At 72.4% G+C, this 26,353-nt stretch carries 22 protein-coding genes; 5 read left to right on the top strand and 17 right to left on the bottom strand.

The features are described from left to right. Positions 1 to 163: 163 nt before the first annotated feature. The 14 genes from AC069T_RS19320 to AC069T_RS19255 all read right to left on the bottom strand — a co-directional run bounded on the left by AC069T_RS19320 (position 164) and on the right by AC069T_RS19255 (position 15,631). Complete coding sequence (locus AC069T_RS19320) at positions 164 to 1,216, bottom strand: sugar phosphate isomerase/epimerase family protein (protein ID WP_478783903.1); 1,053 nt, start codon at positions 1,214 to 1,216, stop codon at positions 164 to 166. 31 nt (positions 1,217 to 1,247) lie between these two features. Beyond that, the gene (locus AC069T_RS19315; protein ID WP_478783902.1) at positions 1,248 to 2,489 is read right to left on the bottom strand and encodes a Gfo/Idh/MocA family protein; all 1,242 of its coding nucleotides are present in this window, start codon (positions 2,487 to 2,489) and stop codon (positions 1,248 to 1,250) included. 76 nt (positions 2,490 to 2,565) lie between these two features. Further along, positions 2,566 to 3,615 (bottom strand): substrate-binding domain-containing protein, encoded by a 1,050-nt coding sequence (locus tag AC069T_RS19310; protein ID WP_478783901.1) that lies wholly within the window; start codon positions 3,613 to 3,615, stop codon positions 2,566 to 2,568. A 28-nt stretch (positions 3,616 to 3,643) separates the two neighbouring features. After that, positions 3,644 to 4,663 (bottom strand): ABC transporter permease, encoded by a 1,020-nt coding sequence (locus tag AC069T_RS19305; RefSeq protein WP_478783900.1) that lies wholly within the window; start codon positions 4,661 to 4,663, stop codon positions 3,644 to 3,646. Continuing rightward, the gene (locus AC069T_RS19300; RefSeq protein ID WP_478783899.1) at positions 4,660 to 6,198 is read right to left on the bottom strand and encodes a sugar ABC transporter ATP-binding protein; all 1,539 of its coding nucleotides are present in this window, start codon (positions 6,196 to 6,198) and stop codon (positions 4,660 to 4,662) included. Before AC069T_RS19300 ends, AC069T_RS19305 begins: the two co-directional genes overlap by 4 nt. A gap of 141 nt (positions 6,199 to 6,339) precedes the next feature. Beyond that, the gene (locus AC069T_RS19295; RefSeq protein ID WP_478783898.1) at positions 6,340 to 7,521 is read right to left on the bottom strand and encodes an ROK family transcriptional regulator; all 1,182 of its coding nucleotides are present in this window, start codon (positions 7,519 to 7,521) and stop codon (positions 6,340 to 6,342) included. A 163-nt stretch (positions 7,522 to 7,684) separates the two neighbouring features. Then, positions 7,685 to 8,386 carry a S26 family signal peptidase gene (locus AC069T_RS19290; protein WP_478783897.1) on the bottom strand — a complete coding sequence of 234 codons (702 nt, stop codon included), beginning with the start codon at positions 8,384 to 8,386 and terminating at the stop codon, positions 7,685 to 7,687. Further along, complete coding sequence (locus tag AC069T_RS19285; protein WP_478783896.1) at positions 8,383 to 10,242, bottom strand: ABC transporter ATP-binding protein; 1,860 nt, start codon at positions 10,240 to 10,242, stop codon at positions 8,383 to 8,385. The genes AC069T_RS19290 and AC069T_RS19285 overlap by 4 nt, the downstream gene beginning before the upstream one ends. After that, entirely contained in the window at positions 10,239 to 10,793 is a 555-nt protein-coding gene (locus tag AC069T_RS19280; RefSeq protein ID WP_478783895.1) for a TlpA family protein disulfide reductase, read from the bottom strand. The genes AC069T_RS19285 and AC069T_RS19280 overlap by 4 nt, the downstream gene beginning before the upstream one ends. A 5-nt stretch (positions 10,794 to 10,798) precedes the next feature. Continuing rightward, positions 10,799 to 11,332 carry a MauE/DoxX family redox-associated membrane protein gene (locus AC069T_RS19275; RefSeq protein ID WP_478783894.1) on the bottom strand — a complete coding sequence of 178 codons (534 nt, stop codon included), beginning with the start codon at positions 11,330 to 11,332 and terminating at the stop codon, positions 10,799 to 10,801. Between the two features lie 263 nt (positions 11,333 to 11,595). After that, a complete protein-coding gene (locus AC069T_RS19270; RefSeq protein ID WP_478783893.1) occupies positions 11,596 to 11,817 on the bottom strand; it encodes a hypothetical protein in 222 nt (73 codons plus the stop codon). Between the two features lie 105 nt (positions 11,818 to 11,922). Next, entirely contained in the window at positions 11,923 to 12,933 is a 1,011-nt protein-coding gene (locus AC069T_RS19265; RefSeq protein WP_478783892.1) for an AraC family transcriptional regulator, read from the bottom strand. 915 nt (positions 12,934 to 13,848) lie between these two features. After that, positions 13,849 to 14,523, bottom strand: coding sequence for a GntR family transcriptional regulator (locus AC069T_RS19260; RefSeq protein ID WP_478783891.1), 675 nt, complete (start codon positions 14,521 to 14,523; stop codon positions 13,849 to 13,851). Between the two features lie 169 nt (positions 14,524 to 14,692). Next, positions 14,693 to 15,631 carry a beta-ketoacyl-ACP synthase III gene (locus AC069T_RS19255; RefSeq protein ID WP_478783890.1) on the bottom strand — a complete coding sequence of 313 codons (939 nt, stop codon included), beginning with the start codon at positions 15,629 to 15,631 and terminating at the stop codon, positions 14,693 to 14,695. Between the two features lie 419 nt (positions 15,632 to 16,050). On the opposite strand from AC069T_RS19255, the gene AC069T_RS19250 reads away from it, so the two are divergent. After that, positions 16,051 to 18,150, top strand: a complete 2,100-nt coding sequence (locus tag AC069T_RS19250; RefSeq protein WP_478783889.1) for an ATP-binding SpoIIE family protein phosphatase — start codon at positions 16,051 to 16,053, stop codon at positions 18,148 to 18,150. Positions 18,151 to 18,222: 72 nt separating this feature from the next. Here the strand turns inward: AC069T_RS19250 and AC069T_RS19245 are convergent, their stop codons facing one another. Then, positions 18,223 to 18,936 carry a PRC-barrel domain-containing protein gene (locus AC069T_RS19245; RefSeq protein WP_478783888.1) on the bottom strand — a complete coding sequence of 238 codons (714 nt, stop codon included), beginning with the start codon at positions 18,934 to 18,936 and terminating at the stop codon, positions 18,223 to 18,225. Positions 18,937 to 19,186: 250 nt separating this feature from the next. Between AC069T_RS19245 and fdhD the strand changes: the two genes are divergently transcribed. Continuing rightward, positions 19,187 to 20,035, top strand: coding sequence for a formate dehydrogenase accessory sulfurtransferase FdhD (gene fdhD / locus AC069T_RS19240; protein WP_478783887.1), 849 nt, complete (start codon positions 19,187 to 19,189; stop codon positions 20,033 to 20,035). A 107-nt stretch (positions 20,036 to 20,142) separates the two neighbouring features. Here the strand turns inward: fdhD and AC069T_RS19235 are convergent, their stop codons facing one another. Further along, the gene (locus AC069T_RS19235; protein WP_478783886.1) at positions 20,143 to 20,685 is read right to left on the bottom strand and encodes an isochorismatase family protein; all 543 of its coding nucleotides are present in this window, start codon (positions 20,683 to 20,685) and stop codon (positions 20,143 to 20,145) included. A 444-nt stretch (positions 20,686 to 21,129) separates the two neighbouring features. Between AC069T_RS19235 and AC069T_RS19230 the strand changes: the two genes are divergently transcribed. After that, positions 21,130 to 23,007, top strand: coding sequence for an exo-alpha-sialidase (locus AC069T_RS19230; protein ID WP_478783885.1), 1,878 nt, complete (start codon positions 21,130 to 21,132; stop codon positions 23,005 to 23,007). Positions 23,008 to 23,017: 10 nt separating this feature from the next. After that, on the top strand, positions 23,018 to 24,253 hold the full coding sequence (locus AC069T_RS19225; RefSeq protein WP_478783884.1) for a hypothetical protein: 1,236 nt from the start codon (positions 23,018 to 23,020) through the stop codon (positions 24,251 to 24,253). On the opposite strand, the gene AC069T_RS19220 is transcribed toward AC069T_RS19225, so the two are convergent. Continuing rightward, positions 24,147 to 25,199 carry a bile acid:sodium symporter family protein gene (locus AC069T_RS19220; RefSeq protein WP_478783986.1) on the bottom strand — a complete coding sequence of 351 codons (1,053 nt, stop codon included), beginning with the start codon at positions 25,197 to 25,199 and terminating at the stop codon, positions 24,147 to 24,149. The genes AC069T_RS19225 and AC069T_RS19220 overlap by 107 nt on opposite strands. 163 nt (positions 25,200 to 25,362) lie before the next feature. Between AC069T_RS19220 and AC069T_RS19215 the strand changes: the two genes are divergently transcribed. Continuing rightward, positions 25,363 to 26,232: a LysR substrate-binding domain-containing protein gene (locus AC069T_RS19215; RefSeq protein WP_478783883.1), complete on the top strand. Its 870-nt coding sequence runs from the start codon at positions 25,363 to 25,365 to the stop codon at positions 26,230 to 26,232. The last annotated feature ends 121 nt before the right edge of the window (positions 26,233 to 26,353 follow it).

Below are 26,353 nucleotides of genomic sequence, written 5' to 3'. Positions count from 1 at the left end.
ACACCCCGGCATCGGCCCGCCGCCACCTCACGGCTCCAGGTGGTACGCGGGGAAGTTCCCCGGCGTCTGGGCGAAGGCGGCCGGTTCGCACACGGGCGCTGGGAAGGTGTCGGACGAGAAGGGGCTGGTCGTACGGACGGGTGCGGTTCGCCGGGGTGTGCCGTCACGCCGGAGGTGTGGTGGGCGGGCCGGGCAGGGCCGGCGGAGTTTCCCGGTCGTTGCCGCCGAACGCCGCGTCGAAGGAGGCCGACGGCGGCTCGAAGTCGTACGCCTTGAGGCGGGCCAGGGCTTCGGGTGCGCCTTGGAGCCGGTCCATGCCGGCGTCCTCCCACTCGACCGAGACGGGCCCCGTGTAGCCGATGGAGCGCAGCATCCGGAAGACGTCCTCCCAGGGGACGTCGCCGTGGCCCGCGGAGACGAAGTCCCAGCCGCGCCGCGGGTCGCCCCAGGGCAGGTGCGAGCCGAGGCGGCCGTTGCGGCCGTCGAGCCGTTTGCGGGCCTCCTTGCAGTCGACGTGATAGATGCGGTCGCGGAAGTCGTAGAGGAAGCCGACGGGGTCGAGGTCCTGCCACACGAAGTGGCTCGGGTCGAAGTTGAGGCCGAAGGCGGGACGGCGGCCGACGGCTTCCAGGGCACGCTGCGTGGTCCAGTAGTCGTAGGCGATCTCGCTGGGGTGGACCTCGTGCGCGAACCGCACGCCCTGGGCGTCGAAGACGTCCAGGACCGGGTTCCAGCGGGTGGCGAAGTCCTCGTAGCCGCGTTCGATCATCGTCTCGGGGACGGGCGGGAACATGGCGACCAGGTGCCAGATCGCCGAGCCGGTGAAACCGATGACGGTGTCGACGCCGAGGGCGGCCGCGGCGCGCGCGGTGTCGGCCATCTCGGCGGCGGCCCGGCGGCGTACGCCCTCGGGTTCACCGTCGCCCCAGATACGGGCGGGCAGGATGGCCCGGTGGCGCTCGTCGATGATGGCGTCGCAGACGGCCTGGCCGACCAGGTGGTTGGAGATCGCCCAGCACCTGAGGCCGTACTTGTCGAGAAGCCGGTGGCGCGACTGGACGTACGCGGGGTCGGCGAGCGCCTTGTCGACCTCGAAGTGGTCCCCCCAGCAGGCGAGTTCGAGTCCGTCGTAGCCGAAGTCGCGGGCGAGTCCGCAGACCTCTTCGAGCGGCAGGTCGGCCCACTGGCCGGTGAAGAGTGTGAAGGTGCGGGGCATGCTCTGGTGCCTCCTCGGGCCGGGTGGGGCCTCAGGCCGGGACGGGCGTGTAGACGGAGTTCTTCGCGGCGCTCTCCTCGACGGCGGCCAGCACGCGCTGCACCTGGAGCCCGTCGGCGAAGGACGGCAGGGGCGGCCGGTCGGCGGCGATCGCCCGCACGAGGTCGCGGGCCTGGTGGGTGAAGGTGTGTTCGTAGCCGAGGCCGTGACCGGGCGGCCACCAGGCGTCCAGGTAGGGGTGGCCGGGCTCGGTGACGAGGATGCGGCGGAAGCCCGCGTAGGCGCCCGGTTCGGTGTGGTCGTGGTAGGAGAGCTCGTTGAGGCGTTCCAGGTCGAAGGCCAGCGATCCGCGCTCGCCGTTGAGTTCGATCCGCAGCGCGTTCTTGCGGCCGGTCGCGAACCGGGTGGCCTCGAAGGAGGCTAGGGCGCCGGAGGCGAAGCGGCCGGTGAAGAGGGCGGCGTCGTCGACGGTGACCGTTCCGAGCGAGGCCGGCGGGCCGTCGGCGGCGTCACCCGGCACTCCGGCCGCCGACAGACCGCTGGACGCGCCGACGGGCAGCGGCCGCTCCCGTACGAACGTCTCGGTGAGGGCGGACACCCCTATGACGGGCTCCCCCGCCAGAAACTGCGCGAGGTCGACGATGTGCGCGCCGAGGTCGCCGAGGGCACCAGAACCGGCCAGCTCCTTGCGCAGTCGCCAGGTCAGGGGGAACTCCCGGTCCACCAGCCAGTCCTGACAGTACGTCACCCGCACGTGCCGCAGGGCTCCGAGGCGTCCTTCGGCGACCATGGACCGGGCGAGCGAGGTGGCGGGCACCCGCCGGTAGTTGAAGCCGACCATCGACACCTGGCCGCGCCGGGCGGCGTCCTCGGCGGCCCGGGTCATCGCCTCCGCCTCCGCGACCGAATTCGCCAGAGGTTTCTCGCACAGCACGTGCTTGCCCGCGGCCAGCGCGGCGAGGGCGATCTCGGCGTGGCTGTCACCGGGTGTGCAGATGTCGACGAGGTCGACGTCGTCACGGGCGATGAGGGCCCGCCAGTCGGTCTCGGCCGCCGCCCAGCCGTGCCGGCCGGCCATCGCCCGCACGGCCTGCGCGTCCCGGCCGCAGACGGCGGCGAGGACCGGGCGGAGCGGCAGGTCGAAGACGTGGCCGACGGTGCGCCAGCCCTGGGAGTGGGCGGCGCCCATGAACGCGTAACCGATCAGGCCCACGCCAAGGGGCGGCTTCCCCGCCCCGGCCCCTGCTTCCTCGCGCTGGTGCGGCTGTCCCATGCCGATGTCCTCCTCTTCGTCGTGGCGCGGTGGGGGTCGGGCCCGGCACGGCGGACCTGCGCCGGGCGGGGCCTCGTCACTTGAAGCCGGTGGGCATGTAGCGGTCGACGTTCTCCTTGTCGACGACGGCCGAGTAGAGCGTGAGCGAGGCCGGGATCTCGAACTCGGCGAGACCGCTCACCCCCTTGCTCTGGCCGAGGGCGCGGGCGAGGTCGATCGCGGACGCGGCCATGGTCGGCGGGTAGAGGACGGTGGCCTTGAGGACGCTGTCGCCGGCCTCGATGGCCTGGAAGGCGGAGAGCGCGCCGGCGCCGCCGACCATCAGGAAGTCGTCGCGTCCGGCCTGCTCGATGGCCCGCAGCGCGCCCACACCCTGGTCGTCGTCGTGGTTCCACAGGGCGTCGAACTTCGGTTGCGCCTGAAGCAGTTGGGCCATCTTTGACTGACCGGACTCGACGGTGAACTCGGCGGCCTGGCGGGCCACCTTCCGGATGTTCGGGTAGTTCTTGAGGGCGGCGTCGAAGCCCTCGGTGCGCTGCTTGGTGAGTTCCAGGTTGTCCAGGCCGGCGAGTTCGATGACGCGGGCGTTCTTCGTGTCCTTGAGCTTCTCGCCGATGTAGTGGCCGGCGCTGAGACCCATGCCGTAGTTGTCGCCGCCGATCCAGCAGCGGTACGCCTGCGGGGAGTTGAAGATCCGGTCCAGGTTGACGACCGGGATGCCCGCGCGCATGGCCTTCAGGCCGACCTGCGTGAGCGCCTTGCCGTCGGCCGGCAGCACCACCAGGACGTCGACCTTCTTGTTGATCAGCGTCTCGATCTGGCCGATCTGCGCGGCCGTGTCGTTGGAGCCCTCGGTGATCTCCAGGGTGACGTCCTGGTACTTCTTCGCGCGGTTCTTCGCGTTGTCGTTGATCGCGTTGAGCCAGCCGTGGTCGGCCTGCGGTCCCGCGAAGCCGATGGTGACCTGCTTGCCCGGCTTGTCGTCGGCGGCCGGCTGGTCGTTCGCGGCCGGCTTCTCGTCCTTGGACTCGTTGCTGGTGCAGCCGGTGAGGAAGGCTCCGGCCGAGACGGCGGCGGTCCCGAAGAGCAGTCCTCTGCGGCTCGTGCGGCTCGTGCGTTCTGGCATGGCGGTGGACCTTTCCGTACGGTGCGGCTCAGGTGGTGTGTGCGGTGCGGCGCTGGACGAGCACGGCGACGACGATGATCGCGCCCTTGGCGATCTGCTGTACGTCGGTCTGGAGGTTGTTGAGCGCGAAGATGTTGGTGATCACCGTGAAGATCAGGACGCCGAGGACCGAGCCGGTGATGGTGCCGCGGCCGCCGCTGAGCAGCGTGCCGCCGATGATCGCGGCTGCGATGGCGTCGAGTTCGTAGAGGTTGCCGTTGGTGTTCTGGCCCGAGCCGGACAGGACGATCAGCAGGAACGCGGCGATGCCGCAGCACAGTCCGGAGAGCAGGTACAGGTACAGCCGCTGCCGCCGTACGTCGATGCCCGCGAGCCGTGCCGCCTCGGCGTTGCCGCCGACGGCGAGCGTGCGGCGCCCGAACGTGGTGCGGTTGAGGATCAGCCAGCCGACGACGGTGACGACGGCGAAGACGAGGACGAGCGGCGGAACACCCAGCACGTACGCGTCGCGTTCGCCGAGTCTCAGCACGCCGTCCACGGTGACGATCTGCGTCCTGCCGTCGGTGAGCTGGAGGGCGAGACCGCGGGCGGAGGCCAGCATGGCGAGCGTGGCGATGAACGGGACCATCGCCCCGTAGGCGATGAGGAGGCCGTTGACCAGGCCGCAGCCGGCTCCGACGATCACCGCGGTGAAGAGGATGCCGGCGAAGCCGTACTCCTGGGTGGCGACCGTCGTCGCCCACACCGAGGCGAGCGCGACGATCGCGCCGACCGAGAGGTCGATGCCGCCTGAGGTGATGACGAAGGTCATGCCGACCGTGACGACACCGATCACCGAGGCCTGGGTGAGGACGAGTTGGAGGTTGCGGGTGTCGAGGAACTCGTCGGGCCTGGTGATGCCTCCGACGACGATCAGCGCGGCGAGGACCCCGAGGAGCGAGAGGGTGCGGATGTCGGCCCGGGCGGTGAACGTCCGCCACGGCGGGTGTTCCTCGGCCGGCGCGGCCGTGCGGGTCTCTCCCCTGGGCGGGGATACGGGCTGCGTCATGACACCGGGCTCCCTTCACGGGCCACCGGCCCGCCTTCCATGACGAGGTCGAGGACACGGTGTTCGTCGAGTTCGCGGGCGGGTGCCGTGTGGACGACCCGGCCTTCGCGCAGTACGAGTACGCGGTCGGCGAGCCCGAGCACCTCGGGCACTTCGCTGGAGACCAGCAGGACGGCGAGGCCCTCGTCGGCGAGCCGGCGGACGACCGCGTACAGCTCGGCGCGCGCTCCGACGTCGACGCCGCGGGTCGGCTCGTCGAGCAGCAGCACCCGGCAGCCGCGCAGCAGCCAGCGCGCGAGGACGGCCTTCTGCTGGTTTCCGCCGGAGAGGGTCCGCACCGGCGCGGAGGGGTTGTCGGGGCGCAGCGACAACTGCCGGGTGGCGGCGCGTGCGGCGCCGAGTTCCGCCCGCCGGTCGACCCAGCCGCCGCGGGAGAAGCGGGACATGGTGGAGACGGACACGTTGCGGGTGACGGACTCCAGCATCAGCAGGGCCTGGGCCTTGCGTTCCTCGGGGGCGAGCCCGAGTCCGGCGCGGACGGCGGCGCGTACGCTGCCGGGCCGCAAGGGGCGTCCGTCCACGAGGACGCGGCCGGCGCTCGGCTTCCGCGCTCCGTAGACGGTCTCCAGGATTTCGGAGCGGCCGGACCCGACGAGTCCCGCGAGGCCGACGATCTCGCCGGGGCGCAGCTCCAGGTCGAGTGGCGCGAACTCACCTTCCCTGGCGAGGCCCTGGACGGTCAGCACCGGTTCTCCGGACGGTTGCCGCGCGGGCCGGTCCGGGAAGACGTACTCGACGTCGCGTCCCGTCATCAGCGCCACCACCTCGCGCGTCGGCGTGGACTTCGCGGGGAGTCCGACCGCGACCGCGCGTCCGTCCTTGAGCACGGTCACGCGGTCCCCGACGCGGCGGATCTCCTCCAGGCGGTGGGAGATGTGGACGACGGCGACTCCTTGCGCGGTGAGGTCGCCGACGATGCGGAAGAGGTTGTCCACCTCGTCGGGGTCGAGGGCGGCGGACGGTTCGTCCATGACGATGAGGCGTACGTCGTGGGAGAGTGCCCGGGCCATGGAGACGATCTGCTGCTGGGCCGCCGACAGGTCGCCGACCAGCCGTGCGGGGTCGATCTCCGGATGCCCGAGCCGGCGCAGCAGTGCGGTGGTCGAGTCCCGGGCCGCCTTGCCCCGTACGACGAATCCGGCTGCCGTGGGTTCGTGCCCGAGGTGGACGTTCTCGGCCACCGACAGACCTTCCACCAGGTCGAGTTCCTGGTAGATGGTGGCGATGCCCAGACGCATGGCGGCGATCGGCGACCGGAGCACGACCGCTTCACCGCGCCAGCCGATCGTGCCGCCGTCGGGCTGGTGCGCGCCGGCCAGGATCTTGATGAGGGTGGACTTGCCGGCCCCGTTCTGGCCGAGCAGGCAGTGCACTTCGCCGGCCTGGACCTCGAGGTCGACGCCGTCCAGGGCCCGGACTCCGGGAAACGACTTGGTGATGCCGGACATGGTGAGCAGCGGTGGTTCTGGTGCCATGACGGTTCCCCTCGGCGGGCGTGCGGGCCGGTTGCAGGGCGGGGTGGTTGCGGGGCGTTTGCGGGCGCGGGTGGGTTCGGGGCAGGCCGGAGCGACGGGCCGTGCGGGTGAGGTGACGCGGGGCCTGTGCGGCCTTGGGCCTTACGCGGGTGAGAAGAGGTGGTCGCTGATGAGCCGGGCCGCGCCGATCACTCCGGCGGTGGGGCCCAACTCGCCGAGCACGATGGGGAGGTTGCCGGTCGCCAGGGGCAGCGACTGGCGGTAGACCTGGGTGCGGATCGCGGCGAGCAGGGTGTGGCCGAGGCCCGTCACCCCGCCGCCGATCACCACCAGACCCGGGTTGAAGAAGCTGACCAGGGCGGCGAGTACCTGGCCGGTCCGGTCGCCGCCCTCACGGATGAGGTCGAGGGACGTCGCGTCGCCCGCGGCCGCCGCGGCGGCGACGTCGACGGCGCTGAGCGCGCCCGCCGCGTCCAGTCGCGCCGCGAGCTCGTGCGAGAGTCCCTGCTGCGCCGCCTCCGTCGCGTCGCGGGCGAGCGCGGCGCCGCTGAAGTGGGCCTCCAGGCAGCCGCGGTTCCCGCACGCGCACGGGCGGCCGTCGGGCACGGCCTGGATGTGCCCGATGTCGCCCGCGCTGCCCGTCGTACCGCGGTACACCTCGCCGCCGACGACGATCCCGCAGCCGATGCCGGTACCGATCTTGACGCAGAGGAAGTCGCCCACGGAGCGTGCGACGCCCGCGTGCTGTTCCCCCATGGCCATCAGGTTCACGTCGTTGTCGACCATGACCGGGCAGCCGAGGTCCTGGCTGAGTGCCTCACGGACCGGGAAGCCGTCCCAGCCGGGCATGATCGGCGGGGCGACGGGGACGCCCTCGGGGAAGCGGACCGGCCCCGGCACGCCGATGCCGGCGCCGTCGAAGCCCTCCGCGAGTCCGGACGTCCGCAACTTGGCTGCCATGGCGAGGACTTGCTCGAAGACCGCGACGGGGCCCTCGCGTACGTCCATGGGCTGGTTGATGTGCCCCAGGACCTCCAGCTCGGCGTTGGTGACGGCCACGTCGATCGAGGTCGCCCCGATGTCGACACCGAGGAAGCGCAGTGCGGGTGCGAGCCGGATGTTGTGGGAGCGGCGGCCGCCGCGGGAGGCGGCGAGTCCGTCGGCGACCACGAGGCCGGTCTCCAGGAGCCGTTCCACCTCGACGGCCAGCTTCGACCGGGAGAGGTCGATCTGGTCGCCCAGCTGGGCACGGGAGTTGGGGCCGCCGTCCCGCAGCAGGCGCAGCAGCCGCGCCTGGTGCGCGTTCGCGGGTCGAGCCGTCATGCGTCTCACATGCCCCTCCCCGCGTCAACCGGCCCTGTCCGTCGGGCTTTCGTGGTGAACGTAGCAGCGGGTGCCGGGAGTGGGAAGAAGTGGCGCACGAATTGCCGCAGACTTTCGCCACTCCCAGGACAAAGGCGTGCGGGGCGCCGCGCCTCGGCCTCGCTCAGTCCGGCGGCGGGGCGGGTTCGGACCCGGCGGCGGAGCGGTGCGGGGCAGGTTCGGTCCCGGCACCGGAGCGGTGCGGGGCAGGTTCGGTCCCAGCACCGGAGCGGTGCGGGGCGGGTTCGCTCCCGGCACCGGAGCGCCGTGGGGCGGGTTCGCTCCCGGCACCGGAGCGCCGTGGGGCGGGTTCGCTCCCGGCACCGGAGCGGTGCGCGAGAGGCGCGTCCCGAGGCTGGACCGTCCTCATCCCGGGCAGGCCCGCCTTGCGCACCGCTCTGCCGACGACCCATGCCGAGGGCACCGGGCCGTGATGCCGGGAGTCCGTGCTCAGGGACTGGTTGTCGCCCAGGACCACCACGTGACCGGCAGGCACCGGTGCGCCCGGTTCCCAGCCCGGCACCTCCGGGGGCAGGGCATCGCCCGGCAGGGCCGCGATCCGCTTGATCGTCAGCCGGCCCAGCAGTGTGCGGCCTTCGGGTGCCCGCCCGGTCGGCGGCATGTCCACGATCACCACATCGCCACGGCGCAGTCGCGTCGCCGCCACGCGCCGGCCCACCACCCAGTCGCCCGGCAGATAGGCCGGACTCATGCTCCGGCCGTGCACCAGCACCAGCACGACGGCCCGGCGCACCCAGGCCAGCGTCGCCCGGACGGCGGCGAGGAACACGGCGGTCACCGCCCCGGCGGCGAGGAGCCAGGTCACCTTGCCGCCTCCACGGGATGTCCCGCGGCGTTCGCCACCGGGCCGGTGCTCCTGGACCGATAGCCCTCGGCCTGCGCCGCGAACATTCCCGCGTACAGCCCTCCGTTCGCGATCAGCTCGTCGTGCGTCCCGCGCTCGGCCACCTCGCCGCCGTCGACGACCAGCAGCTCGTCGGCCTCCCGTACCGATCCCAGCCGGTGCGAGATCAGCACGCTCGTGCGGCTTCCGCGGTACGCACGCAACTGGCGATGGATCCTGGCCTCGGTCTCGGCGTCCAGGCCGGAGCTGGGCTCGTCCAGGATCAGCAGGTCCTGGCGCCCGCGCAGATACGCCCGCGCGATGGCCAGCCGCTGCCACTGCCCGCCCGACAGCGTCACGCCCCGGTCGCTGTCACCGCCCTCCTCGTCGCCCTGGAAGAAGATCCGGGACAGCAAGGTGTCGTATCCGCGGGGCAGTTCCCGGACGAAGGCGTCCGCGCCCGACCGCTGTGCCGCCTCCGTCACCCGCTCGGGCGAGGCGTTCGGAAGGTCGCCCAGCGCGACGTTCTCGTAGGCGCTCAGGTCGTACGTCATGTAGTCCTGGAACACCGCGCCGATCCGGCGCCGCAGCTCCGCCGGGTCCAGGTCGCGCAGGTCCACACCGTCCCACAGGACCGCGCCCCGTTCGGGGTCGTACATCCGGCAGAGCAGCTTCACGATCGTGCTCTTGCCCGCGCCGTTGCGGCCGACCAGCCCGAGGGAACGGCCGTGAGCCACGCGGAAGCTGACGCCTCGCAGCGCCCACGGATGGCCGGGTGAGTAACGGAACCACACATCGCGGAACTCGATGCCCGAGGACAGCTCGGGGACCGGCGTCGGCTTCTCCGGCACCGGAAGGTCCACTCCGCCGTCGACGATGGACAGGTAGTGCCGGAACATGAGCAGTTGCTGGTGGGACTTGGCGATGTCCCGCATGAGCCCGGAGCCCGCGGACTGGACTCCGGCCACGGATGTGATCATCAGCGACACGTCACCGAGCGAGATCCGCCCGCCCAGCGCCGCGAGCACCGCCCAGACGACCGCCGCGCCCGCGCTGCTCGCGGTGACGAGACCCGCCAGCGTCTGAGCCGCCAGCTCCTGTCGGTCGAGCCTCGCCCTGACGGAGTCGGCCTTGACCTTCTCCCGTGTCATCCGCGCCGAGAGCTGTCCGCCGATGTCGAACAGCCGTATCTCCTTGGCGGCCTGGAGATTCGTCAGCAGTTCCCGGTAGAAGATCTCGCGCCGTTCCGTCGGGCCGATCTGCCAGTAGGCGTTCACCCTGCGCCTGGCGAGCCACATCTCCGTCGCCAGCACCGGCACGACGGACACGACGACGACCGCCGGCAGCCACCAGGCGAGCACCAGCAGCGAGCCCAGGAAGCCGCCGGCCATGGCCACCGCGCGCACCACGGAGAGCACCGTGGCCACCAGCACGCCGGGAGTGGCGCCGCCGTGCTGCTGCGCGAGGCGGAGGCGGTCCACGAACGCCGGGTCCTCGAACCGGGCCAGCCCCACGAGTCGGCCGGTCGCCTCGTAGAGCTGCTGCTGTGCCAGCAGGCTCACGGCACGCTCGAACTCCTTGTTGACATACATGAGCACATGCGGCAGGCAGCCGGTGAACAGTCCCGCGGCACCCAGGCCCACCGCCAGGAGGACGACATGGCCGCGTTCCGCGCCGCCCCCCTGGGTGAGGAGGTCGAGGAGCGACTTGGTCAGCCAGGCGGCGGCCACGGGGGTCACGGCGCTCGCGAGTGTGAGCAGCGCGAGGACGCAGATTCCCCGGTGCGAGGCACGCCAGGTCAGCCTCAGGGCCTTGAGGATCGCCCGCGTCGTCGTCACGCGTCCACCAAGGACGACACGTTCCCGATCAGTGAACCCGCCGCCCGGACCACCTTGTCCGGGCCGATCACCGCGAGCGCCGGGTACACCCGTGCGGCCAGGGCCAGGGACACCGGACCGTCCAGTTCCTCGATCACCACGGTGGCCACGGGCTGGGCCAGCGCACGCTTCGCCTGGACCTGCTCGGGCGTCCCCACCAGCAGGGCGAGTGCGCGCTCGCGGGCGATTCCGCGTTTGCGCAGGAACGAGACGAACTCCGGCAGCCGCTCGTCGCACTTGCCGCAGCCGTGCGCGAAGACGCCTACCACCGTGTGCCCGTCCGTCAGGAAGTCGTCGGACAGGTGCTCGCCCTCGGCTGTGACGGTGGTGAACGTGCCCACCCGCTCACCCACCGCCAGCATCACGTCGGGGGTGCCCGGGGTCAGATCCAGTCCGCTGTACGCGGTCCGCTCCTCGATCTCGCGCAGCCGCCGCAGAACCCCCACGGTGAGCGCGATGTTCACCACGCAGAGCGCTCCGAACAAGGCGGTCAGTGCGATGACGTACGGCATGGTTCCTACCCTTCTTGCCTGAGCGGCCGAAACAGCCGGGAGATGTCGTCGGTGAGCAGCGTCATGCCGGCGGCCACGGCGCCGAACACGAGCGAGGTGGTCACGCCCGCGATGCCGCCGGCGTCCCCGCCCGCCGTCAGCGCGCAGAGCGCACCGGTCAGCGAACCGGCCAGCAGGAACGCGTTCCTGACCAGATGCGCGGTGCCCACGGGGGCCGAGGAGGCCGCGCCGAAGCAGCGGCATGCGACCTGCTCACCGCGCCGCACCGTCGCACCGATCGCCAAGGAGAAGGCACTCAGCAGTCCGGTGGCGAGCACGAATCCGGCGAGGGACGTCGTCGGCAGCGCGAGCAGGACGACGGTCACCGCCTCCGTGACGATCACCGCCACGGCTGTGGGCCCGGCGGGGAGGCGGGGCGCCAACACCCTTACCGAGTCGGTGAATCCGCGATACGCGGGGCGGTTTCTGAGCTTCCCCGCCACGGAGAGCACGAACACGAGGGTGATGAAGGCACGGCAGGAGATGAGAACATGGGCCATGGAGGGGTCACCTCTGGATGACGGCGTGGGGGGGGGGGGGGGGGGGGGGGGGGGGGGGGGGGGTGGGTTGTTGGCGGTTGTCGTCTCACGTGCACCATGCGAGCTCGCTGTCTGCTCCCGTCCCTCCGCCTTGCCCCCCCAAACAGGAACCGACCCCCCCCCCCTCTCCCCCCCCCCCCCGCCCCCCCCCCCCCCCCCCCCCCCCCCCCCCCCCCCCCCCGCCTCGTTCATGTCACGTCACTGTGCCGACATGCGGGCACCGTTCAGCAGTTGTCCGATTCCGTGCAGCCCGTCTGCGACCAGAAGGACGTGCCGTCACTGCACTTCCAGTAGAGGTCCTCCTTGTAGTACCAGAAGGCGCAGTGCGGGTTGCAGACCCTCTGCTCGATCCAGCAGCCATTGGCTCCGGACGACGCGGCGTGCACCGCCTGACTCGGAACGACGTGGCTCAGCAGCTTGTCGGCAACAGCGGTAAGCGTGCGCATGGGCTCCCCTTCTCCATCTGTGTCCATCGGCCGGATCCCCGGCCGTTCGGGTCCGGGTGGACCCGTACCTGCACAAGCAACGCTAGGTGTACGGGAGTTGGCGGACTATCCACAGAAGGACCGGATCCGAGAGGTTTCCGGATAGCCACGGAGGCCGGCCGTCCTCGACGGCGCGGTGCCGTAGACGGCCCTGTAGAACGCGGCGAAGCGTCCGAGATGGACGAACCCCCAGCGCAGCGCCACGTCGGTGACCGTGCCGTCGTCCCGGCCCTCGGCGATCGCCAGCAGGTCCCGGTGCGCGCCGGCGAGCCTGACCCTGCGCAGGTACGTCAGAGGGGTGGTGCCGAGGTGGGCGCGGAAGGCGGCTCTCAGCGCCGGGACGCTCAGCCGCGAGGCCAGCGCCATGTCGGCGGTGGACAGCGGTTCACGGGCGTGCTCCTCGCAGTACGTCATCGCCCGGCGCAGTGCGCTCGGCAGCGCGGCGTGCCGGGAGGAGCGGCGCAGGGATTCGCTGAGGCCGCTGGGCTGGCTGTCCAGCAGCCCGTGCACCAGCAGCTGTTCGAAGTGACGCGTCCCGAGCGGGGAGCCGGCGAGAAGCCCGCTCCGCAACGCCTCGGCGTAGGCGTGCAACGTGCGCAGCCAGGCCCGTGAGCCGGGACAGCGGATGTCGATGGCGGGCGTGAACCGGACCGGGTCACCCCGGTCGACGGGGATGCCGCGCGACTCGATCGCCCGGTCGACGACCGGGCGTGGGATACGCAGGATCATCATGTCGCTGTCGTGGGAACGGCGGATCTCCAGCCGCTGTCCGGGGCTGACCACGTCCTGCGCGGTGGCCACGGGCTCACCGTCGACGACCAGACCGCTGCGACCGGCCCGGGGGATGTGGATCAGGTACATGCCGTGCTGTACGGCGGGGCGTATCTCAACGTCGGCCCCGTGGGCCAGGTGGTAGAGGGACATGTCACCTGCTGAGTCGCTCATCCGGAAGCGAGCCGGCCCGGTCTGCTTCCCGAGCATTCTCAGCCGGTGCGGGGCGAACTGGGCGGCCACGACGCCGTGCATGCGCGCCAGGTCACGCCCCTCGTACAGGACGGACTCCGGGACGTTCTCCACTCGTACTCCTCGGTCGGTGGGACGGAAGCGGGCCTGCGCCCGGTGCGACGGAAGGCCCGGCAGGCCGGCCGGCGAGGCCGAGCGTGTGCCGGGGCCGGTGCGCGGCCGGAGCCAGGGGCCACGCGTTGCGGGCGAAGGGTCCCGCGATGCGTCAGCCGTGTCCGGGCCCGCGGGTCGCGAGGTGCGCCGTCGGGGCAACAGGGACGTGGCTGACAGCACGTCTGCGCGGCGGTGCTGCCGGAGCGTCGCGTTCGCATCCCGGGGAACACCGTGGGTGACGGCACGTCTTCTGTTTCGGCTGCGGTGGCCCGCAGTCAAGTGCCGCGGAGGCGGGGCCGGTCGACGTGTCTCGGGGTGCCCCTGCTCTCGGGTGGCCCGGCTCCCCGCCTGGGTCCCTCAGGTCGTGGATCGACTCCGGTGCGAGGGGCGCGTGTCGCGCTCGCGGCCGGACCGTACGGTCCGGCCGAACGTCAGACCCTGATCACGGTCGGTGCTGCCCCGCAGTCGTGCGCGGGCGGCACCGCGTGGCTGTCGGCGGTGGCTCGGACGCCGTGCCGGCCGGATCGGGCCGTCGGCCCGGTCGATGTACGCGAAACATGCTCGGCTCCCCCGGTCGTGCGATGTGCGACTCCCCCCGTTGGGAGCACTGACAGTTATCCCCGATCCCGGAGCGGGCCGCGAGCATTTTGGCTCTCCTTGAAGTGGAATCGGCTGTTCAGGGCAGGTGCCGGCGCCCGGCCGCACCCCCACATGCCGTCCCGAGGGAGGAACACCGGGACGGAGGGAGGAACACCGGGACAGCGGGAGGAACACCGGGACAGCACGAACGGGCGGCGGCCGTCACCCGGCCAGCGCCCGTCTGCCCCACCCGTTCACCCGGTCCGGCCACCCGGACCGGAGCGCGGACCCCGCGGTCTACCGCTGGCGCTCGTGGTACGTCTTGCGCGTGTGTTCCGTGTGGGCGCGGGACACCGTCGCGGCGCGCTGTTCGTCGTGGTCCGCGATCGCGGCGATCAGCTCGCGGTGCTCCTGCCAGGACTGGTGACCGCGCTGCCGGGCGACCGGGGTGTAGTACCAGCGGACGCGCCGCTCGACCTGCGCGGCGAGTTCCGCGAGGACCGTGTTGCCGGCCAATTCCATCACCATGGTGTGGAAGCGGGCGTTCAGGGCGACGGCGGCGTCCACGTCGTCGGCGGCGACCGCCCGCTCGCCCTCCGCGCACAGCTCCTCGAGCGCGGCGATGCCCGCGGCGCCCGCCGTCGTGGCGGCGAGCCGGGCCGCCTCGGCCTCCAGAAGCGTACGCACGGTGAGGAGCTGGTCGGCCTCCTGCTCGGTCGGCTCGTGCACGAACGCGCCCTGGGCGGGCCGCAGGTCGACCCAGCCCTCGGTGTTCAGCCGCTGGAGGGCCTCGCGCACGGGCTGCCGGGAGACGCCCAGATGCCCGGCGAGCTCGCTCTCCACCAGGTGCTGCCCCGGCAACAGGGCACGGGTGGTGATGAGTTCGAGCAGAGCCTCGTAGACACGGTCACGCAGCGGACCGGGTCGTTCGAGCCTGGGCACCGCCCCCTGCGGCAGTCCGGAGGGCAACATCGCGGTCTCCCTCCCGGGCAGCGACGGCACCGGCCGGCGACTGCGGCGGCACGGCATCCGTAGTGGCAGTACGAATTGCCTTTCGTCTACAGTCTACGGCGCACCATCGCCGGAGGAGACGGGGTAAGTCCTCGTCACACCGCCTCCGACGGGGGCTTCCCCGGGGCACTCACGGGCAGCGGACGACCTGCCCCGCGTAGGAGAGGTTCCCGCCGAAGCCGAACAGCAGCACGGGGTCGCCCGTGGAGATCTCCCCGCGCTCCACGAGCTTGGAGAAGGCGAGCGGGATGCTGGCCGCCGAGGTGTTCCCGGAGTGGACGACGTCACGGGCGACCACCGCGTTCACGGCACCGATCTTCTCGGCCAGCGGTTCGATGATCCGCAGGTTCGCCTGGTGCAGGACGACCGCGGCGAGGTCCTCCGGGGTGAGCCCGGCGCGCTCGACGGCCCGGCGGGCGATCGCCGGGAGCTTGGTGGTCGCCCACCGGTACACGCTCTGCCCCTCCTGCGCGAACCGCGCCGGTGTGCCCTCGATGCGGACGGCGTGCCCCATCTCCGGGACCGACCCCCACAGCACCGGGCCGATGCCGGGGTCGTCGGACGCTTCGAGCACGACGGCCCCCGCCCCGTCGCCGACCAGGACGGACGTCGTGCGGTCGGTCCAGTCCGTCACCTCGGACATCTTGTCGGCGCCGATGACCAGGGCCCGGGTGGCCGCCCCGGCCCGCAGCGAGTGGTCGGCGGTGGCCAGGGCGTGCGTGAACCCGGCGCAGACGACGTTGAGGTCCAGCACGGCCGGGGACGGGATGCCGAGGCGGGCGGCGACCCGCGCGGCCATGTTCGGGGAGCGGTCGATCGCCGTGGAGGTGGCGACGAGCACCAGGTCGATGTCGGCGGGGACGAGGCCCGCCGCGGCGAGCGCCTTGGCGGCGGCGTGGCCGGCCAGCTCGTCGACCGGCTCGTCGGGCCCGGCGATGTGGCGGGTGCGGATGCCGACGCGGCTCCTGATCCACTCGTCGCTCGTGTCGACCAGGCCTGCCAGGTCCTCGTTGGTGAGAACCCGGGCGGGCTGGTAGTGACCGACGGCGGTGATCCGTGAGCCGTTCATGGGTGGTCCCCCTCGTTGCCTTGGGTAGCGGGATCCACCAGTCTGATCAGTGACTCACGGGTACGACGGCAGGTGATGCCACAGGAATGGGGCGCCAGGCTTGTCGGCTTCTGTCAGGCCGCCGGACGGCCGGACACCTTACGCACGCGTGCCCGGCCCTCACCCGGTGAACGGCCGCCCGGCCCTCGGTACGAGCTCGTGGAGACCGTGGCGGAGCGGTGCTACCGCCCGGATCCGGGCCCGGGCGACGAGCCGCCGGCGGTCAGGCGGACTCCTCGCCACAAGCGGCGGCTGCACAGTCGAGATGCGGTCGCGGCCGGCCTTCCGCGCCGGGCGGGCCGTCGCGCGTTCAGTGCGGTGGTGGGTGACCATGAGAAAGGGGCGAAGGGTTGCCGTCCACCCTGCTGGAGTGATGCACCGTGCCTGACGAGCTCCCGTCCGTGGCCGAAGTCCTGGCCCAGGAACCGGCCGTCCTGGTGCTGGATGCCAGGGGAGCCGTCCTCACCTGCACACCCCCCGCTCTGCGGCTGTTCGAGGGCTCCATCGACAAGATCCGCGGCATGGAGATCTCGGCCCTCTTCGACGATCCATCCGTGTGGGCCGAGCTCGTCGGCGGCGCTCTGGGCGGGATCATGCTGAGCGCGCGGGCCGACCTGCACACCGTCCGCGGCGCTCCTTTCTCTGCGGTGGCGGCGGTGACAGTGCTCGCGGAGGGAGCGGAGGGCCGTTTCCTCATGCGGCTGATCCGGGTGGAGTCCCCGGACTCCGGGCCGCAGACGGTACGACGTCCGGTGCCCACCGCGGAGCAGGTACTGGCGACGGATCCACGCGCACTCGAGCGGCTGGAGCTGCTCCATGACGCGGCGACCCGCATCGGCGGCTCCCTGGACATCACCCGCAATGCCGAGCAGTTGCTGGACGTCCTCATCCCGGCCTTCGCCGACCTGGGGGCGGTGGACCTGACCGAGAGCGTGTTGCTCGGCGAAGAGCCCCTGTCCTTCCCTCCCGGCACGCCCATGCAACGGATCGCCGCGGCGGCGGCCGGTGGATGCTGGCCTCCGGAGAGCCACGCTGTCGGCGCGACCTTCCGGATCGGCCGCGAAGAAGCCGAGCACCTGCGCAAGGGCACCCCCGGTGTTCTGCCGGATCTGCACCTGGCCCGGGCGGCGCTCAAGGACGACGCGGAAAGAACAGCGCTGATGCTGCCCCCGGGTGCCACGTCGCTGATGGTGCTGCCGCTCCTGGTCCGGGGAGGGGTACTGGGGGCGGTAGGACTCTGGCGGACCGGGGAACGGGTCCCTTTCGACCCGGCGGACGTGACTCTGGCGGACGAGATCGGCACCCGCGCCGCGCTGAGCCTCGACAACGCTCGGCGCTACAGCCTCGAACGCCGCACCGCGGAGGCGCTGCAGCGAGGTCTGCTGCCACGGCCGGTGGTGGAGGTCGAGGCCGCGCAGACGTTCGGTGCCCACCTGCCCGCGCGTGCGGTGACGGGTGTCGGCGGCAGCTGGTACGACGTCATCGCCCTGTCCTCGAGCCGGGTGGGCTTCGTCGTGGGCAACACGGGCGGGCAGGGGATGAACGCCACGGCGGCGATGGGCCGGCTGCGGGCGGCGGTGCAGACCCTGACGGACCTGGATCTCAGTCCCGACGAACTGCTGTCCCACCTGAACGACCTGGTGATCCGGTTCGCCGAGGACGAGGAGCACCGGGACGTGGTCCCTGTCGGCAGCGTGCACGGCGCGACGTGCCTGTACGCCGTGTACGACCCGGTCACCTGCCACTGCGTACTGGCCAGTGCGGGGCATCCGGGGCCGGTGCTGGCCTCACGAGGCGGTGCCGGGGCCGACCTGGTGCCTCTGCGTCCGGGGCTGCCCCTGGGCAAGGGCGCGGAGCCCTTCGAAACCACCGGGCTGCAACTGAGCTCCGGTGACGTGCTGTCCTTCTACACCGGCGCGCCGGCACGCGATCCGTTCCACACCCGGCGCGGGCTGCCTCTGGTGCGGGAAGGCACGGGCGAGGGCGCCGAAGGCGGCCGCCCGGTCACGGAGATCGGTGGCCGCATCCTGGAGAAACTTCTCCAGGAGCCCATGGACGACGACCTGGCACTCCTGGTGGCCCGGGTGCGCCGACTCCCCGAAGACGCCACCGCCACCTGGGAGCTGGCCGCGGACCCCAGCGCGGTCGCCGGCATGCGCCGTCGGGTCGCCGGCCAGCTGGCTTCCTGGGGGCTGGAACACCTGGTGTTCACCACGGAGCTGATCGTCAGCGAGCTGGTCACCAACGCCATCCGCCACGGCGGTGCCCCCGTGGGCCTGCGGCTGATCCGGGATCATCGCCTGATCTGCGAGGTCTCCGATCCCAGCCAGACGCAGCCGCACCTGCGACGGGCCCGGTGGACGGACGAAGGCGGCCGTGGTCTGTTCCTGGTGGCGCAACTGACCCACCGCTGGGGCAGCCGGTACACCGTCGCGGGCAAAACCATCTGGACGGAACAGCTGCTGGAAGAAGTGCCCTGACCTACCGGCCCGGTGGGCCGACGTGATGCGGACGCTTCGGGAATGTCACGCTCCCTCGTCGGGTGGGGACCTTCACGGCGTATCGGAACGGCGTTGCTGTTCGTCGGTGACGGTGTACTGGCGCAGCCTGGCTCGTTCGGCTTCTCCGCGCTGGGTGCCGCGCACCGGCTCGTCGACGCGCGTCGATGCCTCCCCGGGGCTGTCGGGGCCGGCGGAGACGGTGTCCACGGTGTCCTCCTCGTGCTCCTTGCCGCTGCGGGCGATGCCCGACGCGGTGGTGTTGTCGTAGTCGCTCTGCGAGGTGGCGAGGTCCGGGCGCTCTTCGCCGCTCCGGGCGATGCCGGAGGCGGTCGTGTCCTCGTAGCGGCTCTCCGGGGCGCCGGCCGCGGCGGTGTCGGGAGACTCCGTGGCTCCGGCGCGAGCCCAGCCGCCTTCACCTGTCTCGCCGGTCTGCTGCCAGGCGGCGTCCCAGGCAATGCCGTAGTACTCGTACAGGTGGTGTTCCTCCGGTACGGACAGGTGGCCGCCCGCGTCGACGTCGACGTTGGGCGCGTCTTTGACCATGTCCTTGGGGTAGGGCACTTCCAGGTGCCCGGCGACCACCGAGGCGTCCTGGACGGGCACGAAGGACTCGCTGGTGCCGAACAGGCCCGTCTTGACGCTCACCCACTCGGGCCGACCGGTCGCATCGTCGAGGAAGACGTGCTTGGCGTCGCCGATCTTGTTGCCCTCGACGTCGTAGACCGGATGATCCAGCACCGTGGGGATCTGCTCTTGCGTGATCATCTCTGCCCTCCACTTCACTGTGCGGTTACCGGTTACCTATCCGGCATAACGTCATAAAAAACTCTAAGTGCACCGGATCGTTCCGCGCCCCACGAGCGCGGCGGAGCGGGCCGCCGACCGCCTCGCCCCGTGCCGGACAATGAGACGGTGAAGGTCACCTCTCCGCACGACGACCGGTGACCCTCGGCCACTTTGCAGCAAGGGCCGTTTCCCGGCCGCCAGCACGTACAGAACCGGGGCTGATCAGGACATGGGACGAGTCACGGAACGACGCAAGGTGATCCGTATCCGGGACGGGGCCGTCAGCACCCGCCCCGACACGCTTGTCGCCGAGGAGCCCCTGGAGATCCGGCTCAACGGCAAGCCGCTCGCCATCACCATGCGCACCCCCGGCGACGACTTCGCACTGGCGGCGGGTTTCCTCGTCAGCGAGGGGGTGCTGGGCGCCGCCGACGAGCTCCAGAGCATCGTGTACTGCGCCGGCGCGACCGTGGACGGCTCGAACACGTACAACGTCGTCGACGTGCGGACCGCTCCCGGCGTGGTGATCCCGGACATCACACTGGAACGCAACGTGTACACGACGTCCTCGTGCGGTCTGTGCGGCAAGGCGAGCCTGGACGCGGTGCGTACGACGGCCCGCTGGACGATCGACGACACTCCCCCGGTGCGGCTGGCGCCCGAGCTGCTCGCGAGCCTCCCCGACCGGCTGCGCGAGGCGCAGCGGGTCTTCGACCGGACCGGGGGCCTGCACGCGGCGGCCCTGTTCGACGAGAGCGGTGAACTCCTCGACATCCGGGAGGACGTGGGCCGGCACAACGCCGTCGACAAGCTGGTGGGCCGGGCCCTTCAGGACGGCTCGCTGCCGCTGTCCCGCTCCGTTCTGCTGGTCTCCGGCCGGGCCTCCTTCGAGCTGGCACAGAAGGCGGTGATGGCCGGCATCCCCGTACTGGCGGCGGTCTCGGCGCCCTCGTCCCTGGCGGTGGACCTCGCCGCCGAGACGGGACTGACGCTGGTGGGATTCCTGCGCGGCGCCTCCATGAACGTGTACGCGGGCGAGCACCGTATCTCCCTGCGGGCCGCGGCCGCCCAGGACTGACCGGCCCCCCGCGACCCGGCGGCGGGGCCCTGACCGGCGGGAAGCGCCCCCTGCGCCGCAGGGGCCCCGCCTCTGCCCGCCCGCCGGCCCTTGCAGGGAAGGCGGGCTCAGCGGGCGGTGAAGTGCACCTCGGAGGAGTGCACGACCGTGCCCAGGCGCGGGAAGTCCAAGGTGACGGAGGCCGCGTGCTCGGGGCCCGTGAGAGCGGCCATGGCGTCCTCGACGAAGACCAGGTCGTAGCCGAGGTCACCGGCCGCGCGGGCCGTGGACTCGACCCCGAGGTTGGTGGCGACGCCGCCGAACACCACGGTGGTGACGCCGCGCTCGCGCAGCCGCTCGTCCAGTCCCGTGCCCTGGAATCCGCCGATCGTCCGCTTCACGATCTCGATGTCGCCGTCGGCGGCGAGCCCGGCGACCAGACCGCTGCCGGGCGGCTGCTCGGGAACGCCCGGCCGCTCGACCCGGACGAGCACGACCGGCGCGCCGACGGCCCGGAAGGCGTCGGCCACCCGCTGGGCCGCGGAGAGGACTTCGGGGCCCTTGCGGGGCTCCAGGGGCAGGCCGACGATCCGGTCCATCAGGTCGACGAGCACCAGCGCGGTGCGTGCGGGGTCGAGGGCGAGCCGGGGCTCGGCTTCAGGTGCGGTCATGACGGAACGTTAGCCCGCTCCCGCGGTCCGTACCGGAAATCCGGATCGACGGGTGCGTGAACTGATCCCGTTCGGCGGCGGCCGTCCGGGGGTGGTCCCCCGCGCCGTCCGCGGGACGGCGATCCGCCACACCCCCCGCCCGCGAGCCGCCACACCGCGCTTCGCCGCCCCGCCACACCCCCCGCCCGCGAGCCGCCACACCGCGCTTCGCCGCCCCGCCGGACCGCGGGGCCTGCCCCACCGCGCTCCCGCTCCGGGGCGCCGGGTGCGCCGCCCGGCCCCAGGGGGCCCGCGGGTGGTGGCGGCGCGGCGGCCCCCACGCCGCGCCGATCCTCTGCCGCACGGTCCTTGTGGGGCGTACGAGCGCCCAAGTAGCGTCGGTGCCGCGAACGTTGGACGTGGGATGTCCAGATTGTCCAGACGCCTGAAGGGCAGGGCCGCACCATGCCGTCAAGTCTCCGCGCACGTCTGAGATCCACCCTCACAGCCGTCCTCACAGCCGCCGCACTGCTGGCGCTACCGGCGCCCGCCGGAGCCGAACAGGCGCCCCCGGCGGATGAGTTCGAGCAGCAGGTCCTCTTCAGGGCCTCCCAGGATCCCGGCTACGCCTGCTTCCGCATCCCGGCCGTCGTGCGGACGACCGAGGGCACCCTGCTGGCCTTCGCCGAGGGGCGTGTCCTCAACTGCGGCGACTCGGCCGACATAGACATCGTGGTCAAGCGCTCCACGGACGGCGGACGCACCTGGGGCCCGCTGCGGGTGGTCAACGACGGCGGCGGCGACACGCACGGCAACCCGGCCCCCGTCGTGGACCGCGAGACCGGACGCGTCCTCCTGGCGGAGACGTACAACACGGGCCGCACCGACAGCGGGAGCTGCTCGGTGCCCTGCGACCGGACCCCGCATCTCCAGTACAGCGACGACGACGGCCTCACCTGGTCGCGGCCGCGTGACCTGAGCGACGAGATCCTGCCCGCCGACTGGAACTCCTGGTACGCCACCGGGCCCGTGCACGGCGTCCAGCTCACCCGCGGCAGGCACGCCGGACGCCTGGTGTTCACCGTCAACACCGAGACGTGGAGCGGAGGCCGGGTCACCGCCAACCACGCCGCGCTGATCACCAGCGACGACGGCGGCGACCACTGGGACATCGGCGCGAGGGACTCGTGGCCGGTCGCCGGCGACGGCACCTTCCGCCAGAAGCCCTCGGAGATGACGCTCACGGAGCGCGCCGACGGATCCCTCCTCGTCAGCGGACGCGAACAGGACGGCACCGACCTCGGCCACCGCACCCAGACCGTCAGCCGGGACGGCGGCGACAGCTTCGTGACGCCCTTCCGCGACCTCCCGGACCTCTACACCCCGCAGGTCCAGGGCTCCGTGCTGCGCGTCGGCGACCGGCTGCTGCTGGCCTGCCCCGGCGACCCGGACCGGCGGCGCACGATGATGATCCGCTCCTCGTACGACGGCGGACGCACCTGGGAGAGCGTGGACCGCGGCACGGTCGTCACCACCGACTGGTCCGGGTACTCCGACCTGGTGCGCATCGGCGGGGACGGTGTGGGGCTGCTGTACGAGGGCGGAGCGGTCGACGCCCGCGACGAGATCCGCTTCGCGCGTTTCACCACGGACTGGCTGACGCCGCGCCGCGGCCCCGACCCCACAACGGCCGACCGCGCCCCGCGCGCGAAGCGGGCCCTGGTCCTCGGCGGCGCGCGGACGACGACCGGCGCGCTCGGCGGGGCGCTCGCGTTCGACGGCGCCGACGACGCCGTACGCCTGCCCCACCAGGACCGGCTGCCCCTCGGGACGAAGGACTTCACGGCGTCCCTGTGGTTCCGTTACACGGCCACGACCGGTGAGCAGCCGCTGCTGTGGATGGGCGGGATCGGCACCTCGCAGCCGCAGGTGTGGCTGCGAGGCGAACCCGCGTCCCACCGGATCACCGGCCTGATCACCGCCCGGAACGGTGCGGCACCGCCGGCCTCCGCCTCGGTGCGGACCACGGACGCGTACAACGACGGCGGGTGGCACCACGTCGCGCTGCGCCGCGGTGGCGGGCGGCTCACGCTCACCGTGGACGGCGCGTCGCTCGGCACGGCGGACGTCCCGGGATCGGTGAGCCGCAACTCGCCGTTCGGGGTTCACCTCGGCCAACGGATGGACGGCCGCGCCCACTTCACCGGCGCGATCGACGATGTCAGGGTCTACGACCGGGCGTTGAGCGACGAGGAGCTGACCGCCGTGCGCACGGGCGAGCCGGCTGTGACCCGGGGCACCGTCGTACGGCTGCCCATGGACCGGGTGAGCGGCGGCCACTAACGTCCCGTCCGTGTCCGACGACGCACGAGCACGACGGCGCGGGGGAACCGGCGTCGGTGTCCTGCTGGCCCTCGTCTGCGCGGCCGTGCTGCTGACCGCCCTCCCGGACCGCGACCGGGAGGGCGGTCAGGCATGCACGGCACGTACGGTCAGGTCCTGGAAGGCCGACCCGGGACTGACGGGCGAGTTCGCCCGGTACGGGAACGACCCGGTGCGCACCGACGACTGGACGGGCGGCGACGGAACCCACTCGCTGCGGCTGCCGGACGGCCGGGTGCTGTGGCTGTTCTCGGACACCTATCTCGGCCAGGTGCACGGGCCGCCCAATCCCCTCGGCGAGTCCTCCAGCTGGCGCGACGCCTCGGCGCCGATGGTGCGCAACTCGGCCGTACTGATGTCCGGGTCGGGCCGGCTGCAGCGCACGCTGCCCGCCCCGCTGTTCCCCGATCCCGGGGCGGGACAGTGGCGCTGGCCGGTGGCGGCCCGGGTCGAGCCCCGCTCTCCCGGCTCGGCGGAGCGCGTCGTGCGGGTCCTGCTGTGGACCCGTACGGCGGGCCGGGCCCCGTGGATCTACGGGGTGCCCACCGCCACCGAGGTCGCGACGCTCTCGCTGCCCGGCCTGCGGCTCGAGGGCGTCCGGACGGTCCTGGACCAGCGTGGCCTCGCGGACATCTCCCGGCGCGTGCTGTTCGGGACCTCGGCGCTGGACGCCGGTGACTGGACGTACGTCTTCGGCGGCAACGACGCGCAGGCCGCCGGGCGCCGGGTCTCGGCGGCGTACGTCGCCCGCGTACCGCGCGGCGGGCTGGGCGAACCGGGGGCCTGGGAGTACTGGGACGGCTCGCGGTGGGCGGCGCGGGCCCGCCCGGCGCCGGTGCTCGGGGACGGGACGCGCAGGGGCGTGGGCAGCGCGTTCACGGTGGTGCGCGACGGCGGCACGTACGTCCTGTTCACGATGGCCGCCGGTACGCGGGGCCTGACGACTCTCACGTCGTACTGGGCGTGCTCGCCGACGGGACCCTGGCACGGGCCCCTGCGCGGTCTCAGCCCGTCGCTGCCCGCGGGCGACGTGGCCGCGTACAACCCGCAGGCGCATCCGGCACTGGGCGGCGGCGGCCGGCTGGTCCTCAGCTACGACGTCAACTGGCTGGACGCGACGGGGGTTTCGGCGCAGGCGAACCTGAGCCGGAACGTGTCCCTGTACCGACCTCGATTCGTGACGCTGCGGCTGGGACCGCCGCCGTGACCGCCTCGGGGTCGCGGGAGCGGCGCTTGGCGATCACCGCGCAGACCATGAGCTGCATCTGGTGGAAGAGCATGAGCGGCAGCACGGCGAGGGAGGCGTGCGCCCCGAAGAGGACGCTCGCCATGGGCAGCCCCGAGGCGAGGGACTTCTTGGAACCGGCGAACTGGATCGTGATCCGGTCCTCACGGCTGAAGCGCAGCGCCTTCGATCCGTACCAGGTGAGCGCCAGCATCAGGGCGAGCAGGACGGCCTCGACGACCAGGAGTCCGGCGAGCCGGGCGGCGCTGACCCGGTGCCAGATGCCCTGGACCATGCCCTCGCTGAACGCGGTGTAGACGACGAGGAGGATCGAGCCGCGGTCGACGTACCCGAGGACCTTCTTGTGGCGCGTGACGAACCCGCCGATCCAGCGGCGCAGCAGCTGTCCGGCGAGGAACGGGACGAGCAGCTGGAGCACGATCGCGACGAGGGAGTCCGCGGAGAACCCGCCGCCGCCGCTGCCGAGCAGCGCCGCAGCGAGCAGCGGGGTGACCACGATGCCCGCGAGCGAGGAGAAGGAGCCCGCGCAGATGGCGGCGGGCACGTTGCCGCGCGCGATGGACGTGAAGGCGATCGACGACTGGACGGTGGACGGGACGAGGGTGAGGAAGAGGAGGCCCTGGTACAGGGGGTCGGTCAGCAGGACCGGGACGAGGCCGCGGGCGGCCGTGCCGAACAGCGGGAACACGACGAAGGTGCAGACCAGCACGGTGACGTGCAGGCGCCAGTGGCGCAGGCCGTCCAGCGCCTCGCGGGTGGACAGCCGCGCCCCGTAGAGGAAGAACAGGAAGGCGATCGCGGCGGTGGACGCACCCGACGCCACGTCGGCCGCCGTACCCCGCGCCGGGAACAGGGCCGCGAGCCCCACCGTCCCGAGCAGCATGAGGAGGTACGGGTCGATCGGCATCCAGCTCGGCCACTGCAGGCGTCTCACGGTGCTCCACTGCTTCGTTCGGTGCGTCGTCCGTCTTGGTCGGGGCGTGCCCTCTCCATGCTCCTCCCCCGGGAAATGATCGGGAATCCGTCATACCACTCTGACTGTGATCGCGTACCGCGATAACGTGGGGGCCGTGTACGACCCCTCCCAGTTGCGTACCTTCCTGGCCGTGGCGCAGACGCTGAGTTTCACCCGGGCCGCCCGGCGGCTCGGGCTGCGGCAGTCGACCGTGAGCCAGCACGTGCGCCGTCTGGAGGACGCCGCGGGACGCCGTCTCTTCTCGCGGGACACCCACTCGGTGGAGCTCACGGAGGACGGCGAGGCGATGCTGGGCTTCGCGCGGCGGATCCTGGAGGTGCACGAGCAGGCGTCTGCGTTCTTCACGGGGACGCGGCTGCGCGGGCGGCTGCGGTTCGGGGCTTCGGAGGACTTCGTGCTGACCCGGCTGCCGGAGATCCTCGAGGGCTTCCGGCACGACCATCCCGAGGTCGACCTGGAACTGACGGTGGAGCTGTCGGGGACCCTGCACGAGCGGCTGGCGGCGGGGAAGCTCGACCTGGTGCTGGCGAAGTGCCGGCCCGAGGACCCGCGCGGAGAGCTGGTCTGGCACGACGAGCTGGTCTGGATCGGCGCGGAGCGGCTGCGGCTGGAACCCGACCGGCCGGTCCCGCTCATCGTGTACCCGCCGCCCGGCATCACGCGCGCCCTCGCCCTGGAGGCGCTGGAACGCCAGGGCCGCCCCTGGCGCGTCGTCTGCACGAGCGGCAGCCTGAGCGGCCTCATCGCGGCGGCCCGCGCGGGCCTCGGCGTGATGGCCCACTCCCGGGGGCTCGTCCCGCCCGGCCTGGTCCCGGTGCCCGAGCGGGCGGGACTTCCGGAGCTGGGCGAGGTCGACTTCGTCGTCGTCCACGGACGGCGCCGTCCCGCGGCTCAGGACGCGGCGGACGCACTGGCGGCGGCGATCCTGGGGGGCGGCGACCGGCTGCATCGGGGACGCGGGTAGCACCGGCGCGGCCCGCGCCGGTCACGGTGGCGCCGCGGTCGGCCCGTCGGCATTCAGGGGGGGGTAGGAGCCGGTAATTCCGCTTCGGTGACACCGGGTGTCCGGCCCGCGGAGGGGGTCG

This window comes from Streptomyces sp. NPDC043867 (assembly GCF_056435845.1).
This window is presented reverse-complemented; position numbering and strand designations above follow the sequence as displayed.

Bases quoted from the DNA above. Each gene is read 5' to 3' on its own strand.
- AC069T_RS19320 (WP_478783903.1), bottom strand. From the start codon at position 1,216: ATGCCCCGCACCTTCACACTCTTCACCGGCCAGTGGGCCGACCTGCCG.
- AC069T_RS19315 (WP_478783902.1), bottom strand. From the start codon at position 2,489: ATGGGACAGCCGCACCAGCGCGAGGAAGCAGGGGCCGGGGCGGGGAAG.
- AC069T_RS19310 (WP_478783901.1), bottom strand. From the start codon at position 3,615: ATGCCAGAACGCACGAGCCGCACGAGCCGCAGAGGACTGCTCTTCGGG.
- AC069T_RS19305 (WP_478783900.1), bottom strand. From the start codon at position 4,663: ATGACGCAGCCCGTATCCCCGCCCAGGGGAGAGACCCGCACGGCCGCG.
- AC069T_RS19300 (WP_478783899.1), bottom strand. From the start codon at position 6,198: ATGGCACCAGAACCACCGCTGCTCACCATGTCCGGCATCACCAAGTCG.
- AC069T_RS19295 (WP_478783898.1), bottom strand. From the start codon at position 7,521: ATGACGGCTCGACCCGCGAACGCGCACCAGGCGCGGCTGCTGCGCCTG.
- AC069T_RS19280 (WP_478783895.1), bottom strand. From the start codon at position 10,793: ATGCCGTACGTCATCGCACTGACCGCCTTGTTCGGAGCGCTCTGCGTG.
- AC069T_RS19275 (WP_478783894.1), bottom strand. From the start codon at position 11,332: ATGGCCCATGTTCTCATCTCCTGCCGTGCCTTCATCACCCTCGTGTTC.
- AC069T_RS19270 (WP_478783893.1), bottom strand. From the start codon at position 11,817: ATGCGCACGCTTACCGCTGTTGCCGACAAGCTGCTGAGCCACGTCGTT.
- AC069T_RS19260 (WP_478783891.1), bottom strand. From the start codon at position 14,523: ATGTTGCCCTCCGGACTGCCGCAGGGGGCGGTGCCCAGGCTCGAACGA.
- AC069T_RS19255 (WP_478783890.1), bottom strand. From the start codon at position 15,631: ATGAACGGCTCACGGATCACCGCCGTCGGTCACTACCAGCCCGCCCGG.
- AC069T_RS19245 (WP_478783888.1), bottom strand. From the start codon at position 18,936: ATGATCACGCAAGAGCAGATCCCCACGGTGCTGGATCATCCGGTCTAC.
- fdhD (WP_478783887.1), top strand. From the start codon at position 19,187: ATGGGACGAGTCACGGAACGACGCAAGGTGATCCGTATCCGGGACGGG.
- AC069T_RS19235 (WP_478783886.1), bottom strand. From the start codon at position 20,685: ATGACCGCACCTGAAGCCGAGCCCCGGCTCGCCCTCGACCCCGCACGC.
- AC069T_RS19230 (WP_478783885.1), top strand. From the start codon at position 21,130: ATGCCGTCAAGTCTCCGCGCACGTCTGAGATCCACCCTCACAGCCGTC.
- AC069T_RS19220 (WP_478783986.1), bottom strand. From the start codon at position 25,199: ATGCCGATCGACCCGTACCTCCTCATGCTGCTCGGGACGGTGGGGCTC.